At 53.3% G+C, this 14,668-nt stretch carries 16 protein-coding genes; 9 read left to right on the top strand and 7 right to left on the bottom strand.

Annotated elements, in window-relative coordinates; all coding sequences use genetic code 11:
* Positions 1–31: 31 nt before the first annotated feature.
* Entirely contained in the window at positions 32–1,315 is a 1,284-nt protein-coding gene (locus tag B2Q93_RS00595; protein ID WP_040076058.1) for a YeaH/YhbH family protein, read from the top strand.
* Positions 1,316–1,352: 37 nt separating this feature from the next.
* On the opposite strand, the gene B2Q93_RS00590 is transcribed toward B2Q93_RS00595, so the two are convergent.
* The 3 genes from B2Q93_RS00590 to yoaI form a co-directional block, all read right to left on the bottom strand.
* Positions 1,353–2,249, bottom strand: coding sequence for a diguanylate cyclase (locus B2Q93_RS00590; RefSeq protein WP_286931595.1), 897 nt, complete (start codon positions 2,247–2,249; stop codon positions 1,353–1,355).
* Between the two features lie 246 nt (positions 2,250–2,495).
* A complete protein-coding gene (locus B2Q93_RS00585) occupies positions 2,496–4,526 on the bottom strand; it encodes a TonB-dependent copper receptor (protein WP_286931594.1) in 2,031 nt (676 codons plus the stop codon).
* Between the two features lie 202 nt (positions 4,527–4,728).
* Positions 4,729–4,833, bottom strand: coding sequence for a small membrane protein YoaI (yoaI, locus tag B2Q93_RS00580; RefSeq protein ID WP_286783347.1), 105 nt, complete (start codon positions 4,831–4,833; stop codon positions 4,729–4,731).
* A 294-nt stretch (positions 4,834–5,127) separates the two neighbouring features.
* On the opposite strand from yoaI, the gene B2Q93_RS00575 reads away from it, so the two are divergent.
* From B2Q93_RS00575 to B2Q93_RS00565, 3 genes are all read left to right on the top strand, one after another.
* Positions 5,128–6,462, top strand: a complete 1,335-nt coding sequence (locus B2Q93_RS00575) for a glycoside-pentoside-hexuronide (GPH):cation symporter (RefSeq protein WP_046885880.1) — start codon at positions 5,128–5,130, stop codon at positions 6,460–6,462.
* A gap of 15 nt (positions 6,463–6,477) precedes the next feature.
* Complete coding sequence (locus tag B2Q93_RS00570) at positions 6,478–8,514, top strand: TIM-barrel domain-containing protein (protein ID WP_286931593.1); 2,037 nt, start codon at positions 6,478–6,480, stop codon at positions 8,512–8,514.
* 107 nt (positions 8,515–8,621) lie between these two features.
* Positions 8,622–9,068, top strand: a complete 447-nt coding sequence (locus B2Q93_RS00565) for a DUF441 domain-containing protein (protein ID WP_040076064.1) — start codon at positions 8,622–8,624, stop codon at positions 9,066–9,068.
* Here B2Q93_RS00565 and B2Q93_RS00560 read toward each other — a convergent pair.
* The gene (locus tag B2Q93_RS00560) at positions 9,052–9,828 is read right to left on the bottom strand and encodes an AraC family transcriptional regulator (protein ID WP_046885878.1); all 777 of its coding nucleotides are present in this window, start codon (positions 9,826–9,828) and stop codon (positions 9,052–9,054) included. The two genes, B2Q93_RS00565 and B2Q93_RS00560, sit on opposite strands and share 17 nt — an antisense overlap.
* A gap of 99 nt (positions 9,829–9,927) precedes the next feature.
* On the opposite strand from B2Q93_RS00560, the gene B2Q93_RS00555 reads away from it, so the two are divergent.
* Entirely contained in the window at positions 9,928–11,115 is a 1,188-nt protein-coding gene (locus B2Q93_RS00555) for a CynX/NimT family MFS transporter (protein WP_286931592.1), read from the top strand.
* 7 nt (positions 11,116–11,122) lie between these two features.
* On the opposite strand, the gene B2Q93_RS00550 is transcribed toward B2Q93_RS00555, so the two are convergent.
* Positions 11,123–11,830 (bottom strand): CTP synthase C-terminal region-related (seleno)protein, encoded by a 708-nt coding sequence (locus tag B2Q93_RS00550; RefSeq protein ID WP_286931591.1) that lies wholly within the window; start codon positions 11,828–11,830, stop codon positions 11,123–11,125.
* A 114-nt stretch (positions 11,831–11,944) separates the two neighbouring features.
* Here B2Q93_RS00550 and B2Q93_RS00545 point away from each other — a divergent pair, with 114 nt between their 5' ends.
* Positions 11,945–12,289 (top strand): DUF488 domain-containing protein, encoded by a 345-nt coding sequence (locus tag B2Q93_RS00545; protein ID WP_040076069.1) that lies wholly within the window; start codon positions 11,945–11,947, stop codon positions 12,287–12,289.
* A gap of 1 nt (position 12,290) precedes the next feature.
* Here the strand turns inward: B2Q93_RS00545 and B2Q93_RS00540 are convergent, their stop codons facing one another.
* A complete protein-coding gene (locus tag B2Q93_RS00540) occupies positions 12,291–12,596 on the bottom strand; it encodes a hypothetical protein (RefSeq protein ID WP_263616287.1) in 306 nt (101 codons plus the stop codon).
* 334 nt (positions 12,597–12,930) lie between these two features.
* Here B2Q93_RS00540 and B2Q93_RS00535 point away from each other — a divergent pair, with 334 nt between their 5' ends.
* From B2Q93_RS00535 to yoaJ, 3 genes are read left to right on the top strand one after another with little or no spacing between them, the layout of a single operon-like run.
* Positions 12,931–13,959: a sensor domain-containing diguanylate cyclase gene (locus tag B2Q93_RS00535; protein ID WP_286931590.1), complete on the top strand. Its 1,029-nt coding sequence runs from the start codon at positions 12,931–12,933 to the stop codon at positions 13,957–13,959.
* A gap of 44 nt (positions 13,960–14,003) precedes the next feature.
* Entirely contained in the window at positions 14,004–14,102 is a 99-nt protein-coding gene (locus tag B2Q93_RS00530; RefSeq protein WP_154298865.1) for a YoaK family small membrane protein, read from the top strand.
* Complete coding sequence (gene yoaJ / locus B2Q93_RS21245) at positions 14,103–14,177, top strand: protein YoaJ (RefSeq protein WP_073885218.1); 75 nt, start codon at positions 14,103–14,105, stop codon at positions 14,175–14,177.
* A gap of 40 nt (positions 14,178–14,217) precedes the next feature.
* Here yoaJ and B2Q93_RS00525 read toward each other — a convergent pair whose 3' ends face one another.
* Positions 14,218–14,466, bottom strand: a complete 249-nt coding sequence (locus tag B2Q93_RS00525; protein ID WP_040076073.1) for a GlsB/YeaQ/YmgE family stress response membrane protein — start codon at positions 14,464–14,466, stop codon at positions 14,218–14,220.
* Between the last annotated feature and the right edge of the window lie 202 nt (positions 14,467–14,668).

Raw genomic sequence — 14,668 nt, 5'->3', positions numbered from 1 at the left:
ACAAAGTTGGCAAATGCAGTACGGGGGACATATGACCTGGTTTATTGACCGGCGTCTTAACGGCAAAAACAAGAGCACGGTGAATCGCCAACGCTTCTTGCGCCGTTATAAAGCGCAAATCAAACAGTCGATCTCCGAGGCCATTAATAAGCGTTCGGTGACCGATGTCGATAGCGGCGAGTCCGTCTCTATTCCGACGGACGATATTAGCGAGCCAATGTTTCACCAGGGACGCGGCGGTTTACGCCATCGCGTACATCCCGGTAACGATCACTTCATCCAGAATGACCGCATCGAGCGTCCGCAGGGCGGCGGTGGCGGTTCTGGCAGCGGCCAGGGCCAGGCGAGTCAGGATGGTGAAGGACAGGATGAATTCGTTTTTCAGATCTCCAAAGATGAGTATCTCGATCTGCTGTTTGAAGATTTGGCCCTGCCAAATCTAAAGAAAAATCAGCACCGTCAGTTAACCGAGTATAAAACCCATCGCGCGGGTTATACCGCGAATGGCGTGCCGGCAAACATCAGCGTAGTGCGCTCGCTGCAGAACTCGCTGGCGCGGCGGACCGCCATGACAGCGGGCAAACGTCGGGCGCTACGTGAACTGGAAGCCAGCCTGCAAACGGTGGAAAACAGCGAGCCTGTGCAACTGCTGGAAGAGGAGCGTCTGCGCAAAGAGATTGCCGAGTTACGCGCTAAGATCGAACGCGTGCCCTTTATCGACACCTTCGACTTGCGTTACAGGAACTATGAAAAACGCCCTGAGCCCTCAAGCCAGGCGGTGATGTTCTGTCTGATGGACGTCTCCGGCTCGATGGATCAGACCACTAAGGATATGGCCAAACGCTTTTATATCCTGCTCTATCTGTTCCTGAGCAGAACCTATAAAAACGTGGAGGTGGTCTATATTCGTCACCACACTCAGGCGAAAGAAGTAGATGAACACGAGTTCTTCTACTCGCAAGAGACAGGTGGCACCATTGTCTCCAGCGCCCTGAAGTTGATGGACGAGGTGGTGAAAGAGCGCTACGACCCGGCACAGTGGAATATCTATGCGGCCCAGGCCTCCGATGGGGATAACTGGGCAGACGATTCACCGCTGTGTCATGAGATCCTGGCGAAAAAACTGCTGCCCGTGGTGCGCTACTATAGCTATATTGAGATCACTCGTCGGGCACACCAGACCCTGTGGCGTGAATATGAACATCTGCAGGCGACGTTTGAAAACTTCGCGATGCAGCATATCCGCGACCAGGATGATATTTATCCCGTCTTCCGTGAGCTCTTCCACAAGCAATCGGCCACCAGCAACAGCTAAACAAAACAGCCAGTTATTACTAACTGGCTGTTCTTTTTTAATCGCTATATCTCTGCGTTTCACGCTGGGTGTTTATCAACATCGTACAATTTCGGCCGCTGGCTTTGCCTTTATATAAAGCTAAATCTGCTCTCTCGACCGCTTCCCGAAGGGGTTCGCCATACTTTATTCTGGTTAATCCCGAGGTGAACGTTACATTGATATGATATTCCCCTGCGACAATCACCATTTCAGAAATCATTCGACGGAGTCGTTCCGCCGTTGCGATAGCTTCGTTATCATCCCTGACGTGCAGCAGAATAATAAACTCCTCACCCCCGTAGCGATATACCGACTCTGATGCGCGAACGTGGTTATCAAGATGCGTTGCCAGTGATTGCAATACAATATCGCCATTCAAATGGCCATAATCATCATTCACTTTTTTGAAATGATCGACATCAAGCAGCAACAGATAAAGACCATCATCGCTTAACTCTTTATTCATGCTCGCGAAAGATTCATCAAGCACGCGGCGTAAAGGTAGCCCTGTGAGTGCGTCATAACTTGTACGCAGCTGCAAAAGATGCACTTTAAAAAGAGTGAGAGATTCCGTGAAGGCTAACAGCGCGTTTTCAAAGTCCTCATAGGCACTGGAAGCGTCTTTGTTTTCAATGATTTCCTTAATCATGGTACGACAGGCGTAATGAATCACAATATGCTGTTTATTAATGTCCAGGAGAAAGTTTTTATCCTCTCGCTCCTCAAGCAATTTGTCATTCAGCCAGTGTCCAAATTCACAATGATGATGCGCGTCGGTGCAGGTGATTTCAGGTAAATCGCCCTCACGACTCGCTACATAACGGAGAACTTTTACCAGCCATTTAAAATGCGCATCAGTTGCGCTATTGAGTCCACGCACGGTCGCGTCGATATCTCTGAACTTCCTGTTCATATTAACCTTCACATAACAAAAGAATAACCTGTAAAGAGTATACCATGTTAAATATCTATTTTTGTCAGCATATCTAAATTAACGGCATTAAAAACAAAAACTCCCTATTAAATAAGAAAATTTAGTTATTCGTTAAACTGCATATAACAAGCAACGATATTATTATCAGTTAAAACAGGCCAACCTGTTTAATTCTATTTAATAGCCCTCACGTCCCATTAAATAATAACGACGGAGGGCAGAGGCTTAAAATTCAACGTTCATTTTGGCCCAGAAGGTACGCCCTGGCTCATTGACAGGGGTATCAGAGGAGTAACCGAAGCTACTGTTTCCCGCCAGGTTAAGGTGTTCGCTGTAACTTTTATCCAGCAGATTATCTACGCCACTGCTGAGTTTCAGGAATTTATTGACCTTGTACGCAGCGTTGGCGGAAACAATGGCAAACCCGGCACTCTGATCAAAGTCTTTGCCTACCACGTTCCCCTCGCTCAACGCCACCCGGTGCTGTGGGCTGACCATACGCAACAGCCCTGTAGAGCTCCAGTCGCCTTTCTCCCACGTCAGGCCAAGGCGAGCTTCCAGCGGCGGCATTTGTGGCAGCGGCTGATGTTCGTCCGTATTTTCCCCCCAGGCGTAGTTCAGGGTGGCATCTGTTTTCCACCGTTCGCTTAGCTGATAAGAGGCACCCATCTCGCCCCCCATAATGGTGGCATCGATGTTATCTGCCTGGCTGACGTGGCTATCATCGGGATCGTACAGGAAGAGGATGTAGTCGTTAATCCGTCCGATATAGGCGGAGATCCAGCCGGTCGTTTTTTTCCCTTTGTATTGTGCCCCAACATCAAGCTGGGTGGTTTTTTCCGGTTTCAGATTATCAAAGACATCCGTGGTGCCATCCGGTCCATAGGTGGGTGAAAAGAGTTCCCAGTAATCCGGGAAACGCTCGGTGTAGCCCATTCCGGCGTAGACCATCGCGGGCTGCGATCCGAGATTATGCTCAACCCGTAAGAAGCCCGCCGGAAGCGTGTCTTGCCGACTGCTGCTACCAACGCCAGTAAAGTTATCCACTTCCACCTTATCCAGACGCGCACCGCCAATCACTTTGCTGAGGTCGGTCGCACTCCACGTCAGTTCGCTAAAAGCACCATAGTCATGAAAGCGAGCATCTTCCTGCCAGCCTTCGTCCTCATCATCTTCGTTGCTGCGATGGGTATTCAGTTGCGTATCGAGACCGCTTTTCAGCTCATAATCAGACCACAGCCAGGTTCCCATCACCCTGCCCCCCACCGTCCGGCGATCGACCTGTTTTTCCATTGGCATCGACATATCCATCGATCCCATCGGCATGGTGCCTGAAGCGGGCGCTCCCGGCGAACGCATGGAGTAGTTATCCATAATGTGGTTGGCATAGTTGTAATACGCGCTCATATCCAGCGAATCGAAGACCTCGCCGATATTCTCTTTTTTGAAGCGCAGCCCCAGGCTTTCACGTTTGAATTGCGAGCCGTCCATGCCACGCCCGGCATAGCTGGCATCGCCATCGCCCTGCCCGGCGGTCAACTCCAGCAACGTGTCCGCATCCGGCGTCCAGCCGATGGCCAAATCGGTGTTCCATTTATCCCACTTCGAGGCGACGCGATCGCCATTGCCATCTTTGTAATCCCCCGCTTTCGAATTATTCCCCGTCAGGCGCACGTAGCCCTTATCGTTGCCAAAGCTGACGTCGGCATTTTCATCAAAGCGATCGTTAGAGGCGGCCAGCAAACTGGCGTCCCCCTTTATGTCCGCTTTGTCGAAACGCGGCGGTTCACGTTCGAATCGTACCGTTCCGGCAGAGTTACCCGGCCCCCAGAGTACGGTTTCGGGTCCTTTGATCACCGTCAGCAGATCATAACTTTCTGGCGAAATATAAGAGCTTGGCGCATCCATACGCGAAGGACAGGCACCTAACATCTCGCTGTCATTGGTCAACAGGCGCAGGCGTGAGCCAAACATGCCGCGGAATACCGGGTCGCCGTTGCTCCCTCCGTTACGGATCTGGCTAAACCCGGGAATGGTTTTGAGGTAATCAGAACCGTCGCTGGCCGGCACCGGCTGGCGTGGCGTTTTTGGCGAGGTCACCACTTCCAGTGGGGAGAGCACGGGCGCGGTTACGGTGATGATATCGCCGTCGTTTACCTGCGGGGCCGTAGTTCGTTCAGCCGCCTGAGAAGTAAATGACAATGCGCCCAGTAGCGCAAGCGCCAGCGGATGAAGCACAAAGCGTTCTTTATTCATTCCTGAACCCAAACTTAAAAGAGTGTTGCTGTCCTGCCGTGAAGACAAATCCCTTGTTCAGAGAGTGGGAGAGATGGGCAGGCACAGGGATCTGAATGAAAAAGTTTGCCGCGGGGAACGGGGCGCAACAATAAAAAACGAGGAGAATAACGGCGTGAAAAAAGGGTTGAAAAAGGGGATCTAACGACCCGGAGTCACGGATTTACGCGTGCTTTTCGAGCCAAAGTACCGAGGCGACCAGAATAAAAATAATGGTGAAAAAGGTGCCGGAAATATAGATCACATCGCCAAAAGCAGGATCGTTCATCATCATTCTCCCGTCGTGTTTTACTCGTTTTTACGCCGGAGAAATGACACTTCAATGACATTTTTAGTAAGAAATAAATATCTTCATACTGAAACGATTCAGACAGCTCTAGCCTCTTAAATCATTTAATTCAAATAAACGCTAACCCTTACAGGGTGATTTGTTACCGGTATCACGAAAATAAGTTTCCGTAACTACGATGCCAGATCTCGTAATTGTTAAACATTCGTTACTGATAAAACATAAGCTGCAGAACATCACAACAAATACACCGCCTACCGGCAGGGGAATAGAATGACCGAAAAAATTACCCGTAAAGAAAAAATCAGCTACGGGCTGGGCGATATGGCCAGCCATATAGGGCTGGATAACGTCATTATTTTTCTGACCTTCTATTATACCGATGTGGTCGGGCTGCCTGCTGCCTTTGTTGGCACCATGTTTTTACTGGCGCGTACCGCCGATGCCATCATTGACCCGGCCATGGGATATATTGCTGACCGCACCCGTACCCGCTGGGGTAAGTTCCGACCATGGATGTTGTGGCTGGCCCTGCCATTTGGTGCCAGCTGCCTGCTGACCTATGCGGTACCGGAATCGCTCGATCTTCATGGTAAAATGATTTTCGCCACCGTCAGCTATACCCTGATGATGCTGATGTACACCGCCATTAATATTCCATACTGCTCTATGGGGGCGGTCATTACGCCAGATAACGAAGCGCGTATTTCTCTGCAATCTTATCGCTTCTTCCTTGCCACCCTGGGCGGCGCATTATCCACTTTCTTTATGATGCCATTGGCCGAGTTTATTGGCGGAGATGACAAATTAGTCGGTTATCGCTGGGCCATGGGAATAATGGCGACGGTGGCGGTCATCATGTTCTGGATCTGCTTCGCCAATACCCGGGAGAGGATTAATGCCCCCGCGACTCATAATAATTACCTCTCAGAATTACGCGATTTGTTACGCAACGATCAGTGGCGCGTTGTGGCCGTTCTGGTATTGACTAACATCGGCTTCGGCGTAATTCGCCTCGGCGCCATGATGTATTTCGTCACCTATTATCTCGGCAGCGCCAGCTATTTTATGTGGATGCTGGGGGCGCATATTCTGGGTAAAGCCGCCGGTAGCGCACTGGCAAAACGCCTGACGCGTGACTACAGCAAAGTGCAAATGTTCGGCTATTGTGCGGTGCTGGCCGGGGTACTGAGCATCGCCCTGTTCTTCGCGCCAAAATCCGTGCTGGTGCTGGTGCCAATGACATTCATCATCTCAACCCTCTACCAGGCCACCACCACGCTAATGTGGGTCATGATGGCCGACGTCGCCGACTACGGCGAATGGAAACAGGGCAAACGCATGGATGGGGTTATCTTCTCGACCTTCCTGGCGGTGCTCAAACTCGGTATGGCCATCAGCGGCGCCATTGTTGGCTGGACGCTGGGCTTTAGCGGCTATGTGGCGAATGCGCCGGAACAGACCTCTACCGCCATGTACTGCATCATCGCCCTCTTTACCGTGGTGCCGGGCATCCTTTCGCTGGCCGCCTTCGCGACTCTGCGCTGGTACAAACTCGACGACAGCACCATGAAATCCATCCAACTCGCCAAACAGACTTTTTCTTAAAAGGACGCAGCATTCATGAGTGAACTTATTCGACACACCAACAGTATTGAGTGGCGTTTTGAGCGTCAGATCTTACGTATAGAGCCCTGGGGAGAGCACAGCCTGCGCGTGAGAGCGACCTGTTCACCGGCGTTCAATGATGAAAATCACGCCTTACTGCCGGCGACACCGTCTACGGCTGACATTAACGTCCAGCCCGAGATCCTGACCCTGCGTAATGGCAATATTACCGCAGTGCTCAACCTGAAGGGGCAACTGGCGTTTTATAACCAGCGCGGAGAGTTGCTGCTGGAGGAGATGTGGCGTCAGCGCTCCACGGTAGGCATTGGGGCAAGTGAAAAGAGTCAGGATAAGTACGTCAGTGCGCTGAAGCTTGATGGCCGTGAATTCAAACCGCTTGCGGGCGGGAAATATCAGCTCGCCGTCCGTTTTGAGTCGCGCCCTGATGAGCGGATTTACGGTATGGGTCAGTACCAACAGCCGTGGCTGGATTTGAAAGGCTGCACCCTTGAGCTGGCACAGCGCAACTCCCAGGCCAGCGTTCCCTTTATGCAGTCGAGCCTCGGTTATGGCGTGCTCTGGAACAACCCGGCCATCGGCGAGGTCAGTTTCGCCAAAAACCAGACCGAATGGCGCGCCCGCGTGACCGGCGAGATGGACTACTGGATCACCGCCGCGGACTCCATCCAGGCCATTACCCGCCAGTATGTCAAGGCCACGGGGACACCTCCGCCGGCCCCGGCATTTATCAGCGGATTATGGCAGTGCAAACTGCGCTATCGCACCCAGCAGGAGGTGCTGGACGTAGCCCGTGAGTACCGTCGCCGCAACCTACCGCTGTCGGTGATGGTGATCGATTTCTTCCACTGGCCGAATCAGGGGACCTGGTGTTTTGATCCGGTCGACTGGCCCGATCCGAAAGCGATGGTTGAAGAGCTTAACGGCCTGGGCATTGAGCTGATGGTCTCGGTCTGGCCAACGGTTGAAGCACGTAGCCCGCTCTATCCCCACATGAAAGCCAAAGGCTGGCTGGTGTCCAGCGAACGCGGGGTGCAGGTAAATCTCGACTTTATGGGTAACACGACCTTCTTTGACGCGACGCATCCCCAGGCGCGCGCCTTCGTCTGGGATACGGTAAAACAGAATTATTATGATCTGGGTATCAAATTGTTCTGGCTGGATGAGGCCGAGCCTGAGTATCGTGCCTACGACTTTGATAACTATCGTTACCACGCAGGCCCGGTACTGGAAGTGGGTAACCGCTATCCACGCGACTTCGCGCAAGGGTTCTACGATGGGCTGAAGGCCAACGGCGAAAAGGATATTGTTAACCTGGTGCGCTGTTCATGGGCAGGCAGCCAGCGCTATGGCGTGCTGGCCTGGTCAGGCGATGTGCACTCATCTTTCCACGCCTTCCGCAATCAGCTCGCCGCAGGGCTCAATATGGGTCTGGCGGGTATCCCCTGGTGGACGACCGATATCGGCGGCTTCCAGGGCGGCAACGTTAACGATCCGGCGTTTCATGAACTGCTGATCCGCTGGTTCCAGTGGGCGGTCTTCTGCCCGGTTCTGCGGATGCACGGATATCGTGAGCCACAAATCCAGCCGCCAGAGCGCTATCGCGACGGCATTCCTCAGTGCAACAGCGGCTCCCCGAACGAACTGTGGAGTTATGGCGAAGCGAACTTCAGCATCATGCAGCACTGGCTGACGGTACGCGAGAAATTGCGACCTTATATTGATGAGCTGTATGACAATGCCCATCAGCACGGCGATCCGCTAATGCGCCCGCTCTTCTGGCACTATCCGCAGCAGCCCCAGAGCTGGGAAATTGAAGATCAATATCTGTTTGGCGAGGACCTGCTAGTCGCGCCGGTGATGCACGCCGGACAGCGCCAGCGTGAGGTTTGGTTGCCTGCGGGCCAGCAGTGGATCGCACTGAACGGTGAGCGCTACCAGGGCGGTGAACGTATCCGTGTTGAGGCCGCACTGGAGACCATTCCTGTCTTTGTGCGCGAAGGAAGCCCGCTGGTATCGCTGTTAGTGGAGTAACCTTCAGGCAGCCGCCCAAAAATAGTGGAATTTTTTAGAAAAGCCTGTTTACTCACCCGGTTGCGGGTAAAGTAAGCAGGCTTACTATTTTTGGCAAGGATCTCTTCATGTTTGACCCTACCCTGCTTATCCTGCTCGGGCTGGCTGCACTGGGCTTTGTCAGCCATAACACCACGGTTGCCATCTCCATTCTGGTGTTAATTATTGTGCGCGTTACGCCACTCAGCGGCTTTTTCCCCTGGATTGAAAAACAGGGCCTGACCATCGGCATCATTATTCTCACCATTGGGGTGATGGCGCCCATCGCCAGCGGTACGCTACCTGCCTCTACGCTTATCCACGCCTTTATGAACTGGAAATCATTGATTGCCATTGCCGTGGGCGTCTTTGTCTCCTGGCTGGGCGGACGGGGCGTAACCTTAATGAGCTCTCAGCCGACGCTGGTTGCCGGCCTGCTGGTGGGTACCGTACTGGGGGTCGCGCTGTTTCGCGGCGTTCCCGTTGGCCCGCTTATCGCTGCCGGTCTGGTCTCGCTGTTTATCGGTAAGACGTAGCCAGGCTGGCAATGTAGCGCGCGGGGGTCTGCCCAAGCCCCTTCTTGAACATAGTAATAAAGGCGGTGGTGGAGTCGTAGCCCAGCATTTGCGCGACCTGCTGCACCGTCTGCCCGGATATTAATGCCTGTAGCGCGACAATCAGTTGTAGCTGATGGCGCCAGCGGCGAAAACTCAGCCCGGTTTCGTTAACCACAAGCCGGGCCAGGTTACGCTCACTCATCGCAAAATGACGTGCCCATTGGTGCAGGGTTTGCCAGGCGGCGGGCTGGGCGATCATCATTTCACTCATCTGACGGATTTTAGGATGCGGTGATACCGGCAACTGTAACTGTTCCTGCGGCTGGCTCGGCAGTTCATCGCCCAGCACCTCCACCAGTCGCTGGCAGGCGATGTTTTGACGTTCTGCCATTGCGAGGATCACCTCTCGTACCAGCGGCGAGATTTTTAATGTGCAGCAGCGATCGGGTAGCGCGATAGCTCCGGGTTCAATAAATAAGAAGCAGAGCCGCGCGCCGGGGGTGGCTTTATTACTGTGGGGAAGCTGCCCCGGGATCCACACCGCATACTGGGGTGGCACCATCAGCATGGCGTTTTCCACCTCCGTGGTGATGGCGCCGCGTAGCGCCAGGATCAACTGTCCCTTGCGGTGCTGATGCAGCGGAATGTGCTGCTCCTCTTCCACCACGCGAATATGGAAAGCCACTGCCGCAGCGTGCTGGCTATCCGGGTCATAACCATTTAAACCGAGACCAGACATCATCTTGTCCGAATTTAGCGATAATCTGTCATTTTAGCTTGATTCCATCAGCAACGAAAACGGGTATCGTGTGGCCTTCATTTCAGACCAGGGAAAACAATGACCACTGCACTCTCTGCCACCGGGAAACAGCGCGCCCTGCTGATTGCCGGGATTTTGTTAATCGCCACCACGCTGCGAGTGACTTTTACCGGCGCCGCACCGCTACTGGATGCGATTCGTCTCGACTACGCCCTGAGTACCGCTCAGACTGGATTACTGACCACCCTGCCGTTGCTGGCTTTTGCGCTGATATCGCCGTTAGCGGCAGGCCTTGCCCGGCGCATTGGGATGGAGCGCAGCCTGTTTGTGGCGTTGCTGCTAATTATCGGCGGTATTGCGCTGCGTTCCCTGCCCACGGCATCGCTGCTGTTTATCGGCACCGCCGTGATCGGCTGCGGTATTGCACTGGGCAATGTGTTACTGCCAGGACTGATTAAACGTGACTTTCCAGGCCAGGTGGCGAAGTTAACCGGGGCCTACTCTCTGACCATGGGCGCGGCGGCGGCGCTGGGCTCAGCGCTGGTGGTGCCGGTGGCATTGGGCGGTGCGGGCTGGCACGGCGCCTTATTGATGCTGATGGTCTTCCCGCTGCTGGCGTTGCTGCTGTGGCTCCCACAATGGCGACAGCAACCGGCCAGCCAGCTCAGTGGTGCCCGGGCGCTGCATAACCGGGGGATCTGGCGCTCACCGTTGGCCTGGCAAGTCACGCTGTTCCTCGGCATTAACTCGCTGATCTATTACGTCATTATCGGCTGGTTACCCGCTATTTTACAAAGTCACGGCTACAGCGAAACCGAAGCCGGCTCCATGCACGGCCTGCTGCAGCTGGCCACTGCCGCCCCGGGGCTGGCCGTTCCGCTGATCCTTCACCGTCTGAAAGATCAGCGCGCGCTGGCCGGAGTGGTAGCGTTAATGTGTGCGGTCAGTGCCGCCGGCTTTTGGTTTATGCCCTCGCAGGCTGTGGTCTGGACGCTGATATTCGGCTTCGGTTCAGGGGCGACGATGATCCTCGGCCTGACCTTTATTGGCCTGCGTGCCAGTTCCGCGCATCAGGCTGCGGCGCTTTCGGGGATGGCGCAGTCGGTGGGCTATTTGCTGGCCGCCTGCGGCCCACCGCTGATGGGGAAAATTCATGATACCAGCGGCGACTGGCATATCCCGCTGCTTGCCTGTGCGCTGGCCTCAATCGTGATGGCCGTTTGCGGCATACTGGCCGGGCGCGATCGGGAGATCGCGCCGCGTTAACAGGCCTTTAGCCCTGCGCCGCACGCAGCAGTGCCTGCACCAGCGGCGCAGGACGCCCATCCAGCGCCGCACGCTCATGCTGGAACAGCGTGGCGACAAAAAACGGATGCGTCACTAACTCAACGGCGCGAATATCACCCTGTTCATCCCAGCCGGTGACCCGCAGGTCGCCCTTTTCCAGCTCTGCCGCAAAGGCTTCAGACACACCGTAGTTGCAGTGATACCCCTCGACAATCTCTTCCCGACCATACGCTTTCGCAATCAGGGTATTGGCGCGCAACTCGATGGTGTTCGTGACCTCCACCAGAGAACAGGTGAGCGGAGCGATCACCATGCGCCCGTCGCTGTCCGTTTCAGCATGGGCAGCGTCATGCCAGCCCAGCACGTTACGCGCATATTCAATCAGCGCATGCTGGAAGCCGCCACAGGTACCGAGGAACGGCAGGCTGTTTTCGCGGGCATAGCGGGCGGCAATGAACGCCGCTTGCACGTTTTTATAAGGACTTGCCGGAACCAGCCAGAGTGCGTCATAACCGACCAGATCCTCCGGACTACTAAGCTCGATGGTCGCTATCCAGTCGTAATCAGCGGTAATATCCAGTACAGCGGCGGCATCATCAATGGCGAGCGGTATCGCCTGGTGCGCCAGAACGTCAGGGTTATAATCCCCGACCAGGGCAATGCGGAGGGTATCTTTTTGCGGAGTGTGTTCCATCAGGTATTCCTTATGCCAGAAAAATTCCGGATAACATAAGGAATCTCAGACTACCGATCTTTTGCAATTATCACAACACCTTAAATTAGGTGGCAAAATAAGGAGATAAGGATCATGATTCAGTGCAAACGTCTCTATGACGACGCCAGTAAAGAGGATGGTTACCGCATTCTGGTTGACCGTCTCTGGCCACGAGGAGTGAAGAAAACGGACCTGGCCTGCGATGAATGGTGCAAGGTTCTGGCGCCTTCAGGCGAGCTGCGCAAAGCCTTCCATAGCGAAACCATCGACTTTGCCAGCTTCAGTAAGGCGTATCAGCAAGAGCTGGAAGAAAACGTTGAGGAAGGAAAACGCATCGCAAGGCTGGCAGATAAACAAAGGGTCACGCTGCTCTATGGTGCGAAAGATCGCGAGCAGAACCACGCCCAGGTGTTGGCCGCATGGCTCCGCCGTCTGTAATTTAGTCGTGCAGTGCTGTGAGCAAGATTTCAGGTATTTGTTCCGGATTGAGCGGCAGCAGATGTTCCGGGCGCACAAAGGCAAAACCGTGCTGATTATCACAGGCAAAGACATCGCCGGTCACCAGCCAGAGCGCGCGTTCGGCGGTATCTGGCATTTCGGTTATTACGCCATTCACCGGGTTCAAAAAACGCTGTCCAGGCTGGCAAAGACCAAACAGCTCAACGGATTTACCAATATTGCGACGGCCGGCAGTCGTACGGGCGCCAATGACTAACGCCAGGTTGCCCGGCTTTAACTGAAACATGCTTCACTCATTGCAGGTTGAATTCTGAGGGCTAAGATTATTCTTAATCCCGCCTATTATCGCAATCACTTTCTCCATGATTTCTTCATTAATACTGCATCTTTGGGGGTTATAGTGGCCCCGTTCTCACTTTGACCAGAGAACATCATTCCGTAATCAAGATCTATTTTGCCCCGGTTAACTACCGGGGCTTTTTTTATTCTCTCGCCGAAACATAACGGACGATTCCTGGATATATCAAATTATTCACATTCATGTTTTACTATGCGCCGAAGCCCATTTTTTCAGCAAAACATACAGATACAGAGGTCTCTGTATGGGAGTCGAGCATCGCATGTCGGATCTTATTCTTGCCCGTGTTTCTGAAACGCTTGCCACCGAACAATCTCTTGAGAGTCTGGTGCGCCAGCTTCTTGAAATGCTCGAGATTGTTACCGAGATGGAGTCTACCTATCTCACTAAAATCGATATCAGCGCCCGTTTGCAGCATATTCTTTATGCCCGTAATAGCCAGCAGATGCAGATCCCGGAAGGGTTGAGCGTTCCCTGGGGCGATACCCTGTGTAAGCGCGCGATCGACTCCAGTACCTTTTTTAGCGATCGCGTTGGGGATCAGTTTCCCGATTGCGATGCAGCCAGAGCGCTGGGGATCACCACCTATATGAGCATCCCCATTCATCTTGCGGATGGTTCTCTCTACGGCACCCTGTGCGCGACCAGCACGCATAAAAAGAGATTGAGCGAGCGCGCCGAACATGTGCTGAAGTTGTTTGCCGGGCTGATTGCCCAGTCCATTGAAAAAGAGTCGCTGGTCACTCAACTGCGAGAAGCCAACGCGGCGTTGATTGCCTACTCCTATACCGATGCGCTGACGGGCCTGCCGAATCGGCGTGCGATTTTTGAAGACCTCTCTACCCTTTTCTCCCTGGCGCGACACGTAAAGCGGAACGCCATTATCGCTTATATCGATCTGGACGATTTCAAACTGATTAATGACCGCTTTGGTCATGAAGCGGGTGACAAGTTCCTGGTTGAAGTGGGCAAGCGGCTTAACGACGGCCGTCGTGATGATGATATCGTCGGCAGACTAGGCGGAGACGAGTTTATGGTTGCTTGCCTGTCCCGGAATGAGGGAACGCAGGAAGAGCAATCGCTCTCGCTATTGAAGACACAAATCAATGCGCGTATAGCCGGAGAGTATTGGCTAGGCAATGTGCATATTGTCTATCCAGGGGCCAGTCTTGGGGTAATCGAAGTGGATCCACTTTCGACCGATGCCGACAGCGCCCTGCGCTCGGCCGATGCGGCGATGTACGTGGATAAAAAATCCCGACGTAAAACCGCTTTCCTCAATGTGGATTAACCCCGTACACTCAACGGGCTTTGATTATCAGGATGGATAAAAACATGCGGATCGGTATTTTGTTTCCGGTCGTTATCTTTATAACGGCGGTAGTATTTTTAACGTGGTTTTTTGTCGGCGGTTACGCGGCACCGGGAGGATAAATGAGAAAAACGACCATTATTATGCTGATTGTCGCCATAGTTGCCGTAGCCGGAAGCCAGCTGGGCTGGTGGTGATGACAATAAAAAGACCGCCAAAAGGCGGTCTTTTTATTTGTTAGCTCTTGATTTTACGGTAAACAAACAGCACGACCAGCGCACCGATCACCGCTACTACGAAGCTACCGAAGTTAAACCCATCCACTTTGCCGAACCCGAAAAGTGTACTGATCCAACCGCCGACCACGGCACCGATAATCCCCAGGATGATGGTGACAATGAAGCCGCCGCCGTCTTTGCCCGGCATGATCCACTTCGCCAGAATACCCGCGATAAGCCCAAAGATAATCCAGGATAAAATTCCCATATCGTTCCTCTCTGTATGGTTTTTGTCGTTAAATCAAGTACACACAAAGGATAGCACAGGATTCAGATTTGCAAATTGTGATAAGCATCACGTGCACGATTTAACGCCATCTGAAAAAGAGGCAATCCGCACAAAAGAAGGGGTTGCATGTTCCAATGAGAAAGATTATCTTTCTCAATACTGAATAGTTGAGCGAAACACT

The organism is Leclercia sp. UBA5958 (assembly GCF_002430365.1).
Classification (GTDB): Bacteria; Pseudomonadota; Gammaproteobacteria; order Enterobacterales; family Enterobacteriaceae; genus Enterobacter; species Enterobacter pneumoniae.
Note: the sequence above shows the minus strand (reverse complement) of the source record. Positions and strands in the feature narration are given on the sequence as shown.

Bases quoted from the DNA above. Each gene is read 5' to 3' on its own strand.
- B2Q93_RS00595 (WP_040076058.1), top strand. From the start codon at position 32: ATGACCTGGTTTATTGACCGGCGTCTTAACGGCAAAAACAAGAGCACG.
- B2Q93_RS00590 (WP_286931595.1), bottom strand. From the start codon at position 2,249: ATGAACAGGAAGTTCAGAGATATCGACGCGACCGTGCGTGGACTCAAT.
- B2Q93_RS00585 (WP_286931594.1), bottom strand. From the start codon at position 4,526: ATGAATAAAGAACGCTTTGTGCTTCATCCGCTGGCGCTTGCGCTACTG.
- yoaI (WP_286783347.1), bottom strand. From the start codon at position 4,833: ATGAACGATCCTGCTTTTGGCGATGTGATCTATATTTCCGGCACCTTT.
- B2Q93_RS00575 (WP_046885880.1), top strand. From the start codon at position 5,128: ATGACCGAAAAAATTACCCGTAAAGAAAAAATCAGCTACGGGCTGGGC.
- B2Q93_RS00570 (WP_286931593.1), top strand. From the start codon at position 6,478: ATGAGTGAACTTATTCGACACACCAACAGTATTGAGTGGCGTTTTGAG.
- B2Q93_RS00565 (WP_040076064.1), top strand. From the start codon at position 8,622: ATGTTTGACCCTACCCTGCTTATCCTGCTCGGGCTGGCTGCACTGGGC.
- B2Q93_RS00560 (WP_046885878.1), bottom strand. From the start codon at position 9,828: ATGTCTGGTCTCGGTTTAAATGGTTATGACCCGGATAGCCAGCACGCT.
- B2Q93_RS00555 (WP_286931592.1), top strand. From the start codon at position 9,928: ATGACCACTGCACTCTCTGCCACCGGGAAACAGCGCGCCCTGCTGATT.
- B2Q93_RS00550 (WP_286931591.1), bottom strand. From the start codon at position 11,830: ATGGAACACACTCCGCAAAAAGATACCCTCCGCATTGCCCTGGTCGGG.
- B2Q93_RS00545 (WP_040076069.1), top strand. From the start codon at position 11,945: ATGATTCAGTGCAAACGTCTCTATGACGACGCCAGTAAAGAGGATGGT.
- B2Q93_RS00540 (WP_263616287.1), bottom strand. From the start codon at position 12,596: ATGTTTCAGTTAAAGCCGGGCAACCTGGCGTTAGTCATTGGCGCCCGT.
- B2Q93_RS00535 (WP_286931590.1), top strand. From the start codon at position 12,931: ATGTCGGATCTTATTCTTGCCCGTGTTTCTGAAACGCTTGCCACCGAA.
- B2Q93_RS00530 (WP_154298865.1), top strand. From the start codon at position 14,004: ATGCGGATCGGTATTTTGTTTCCGGTCGTTATCTTTATAACGGCGGTA.
- B2Q93_RS00525 (WP_040076073.1), bottom strand. From the start codon at position 14,466: ATGGGAATTTTATCCTGGATTATCTTTGGGCTTATCGCGGGTATTCTG.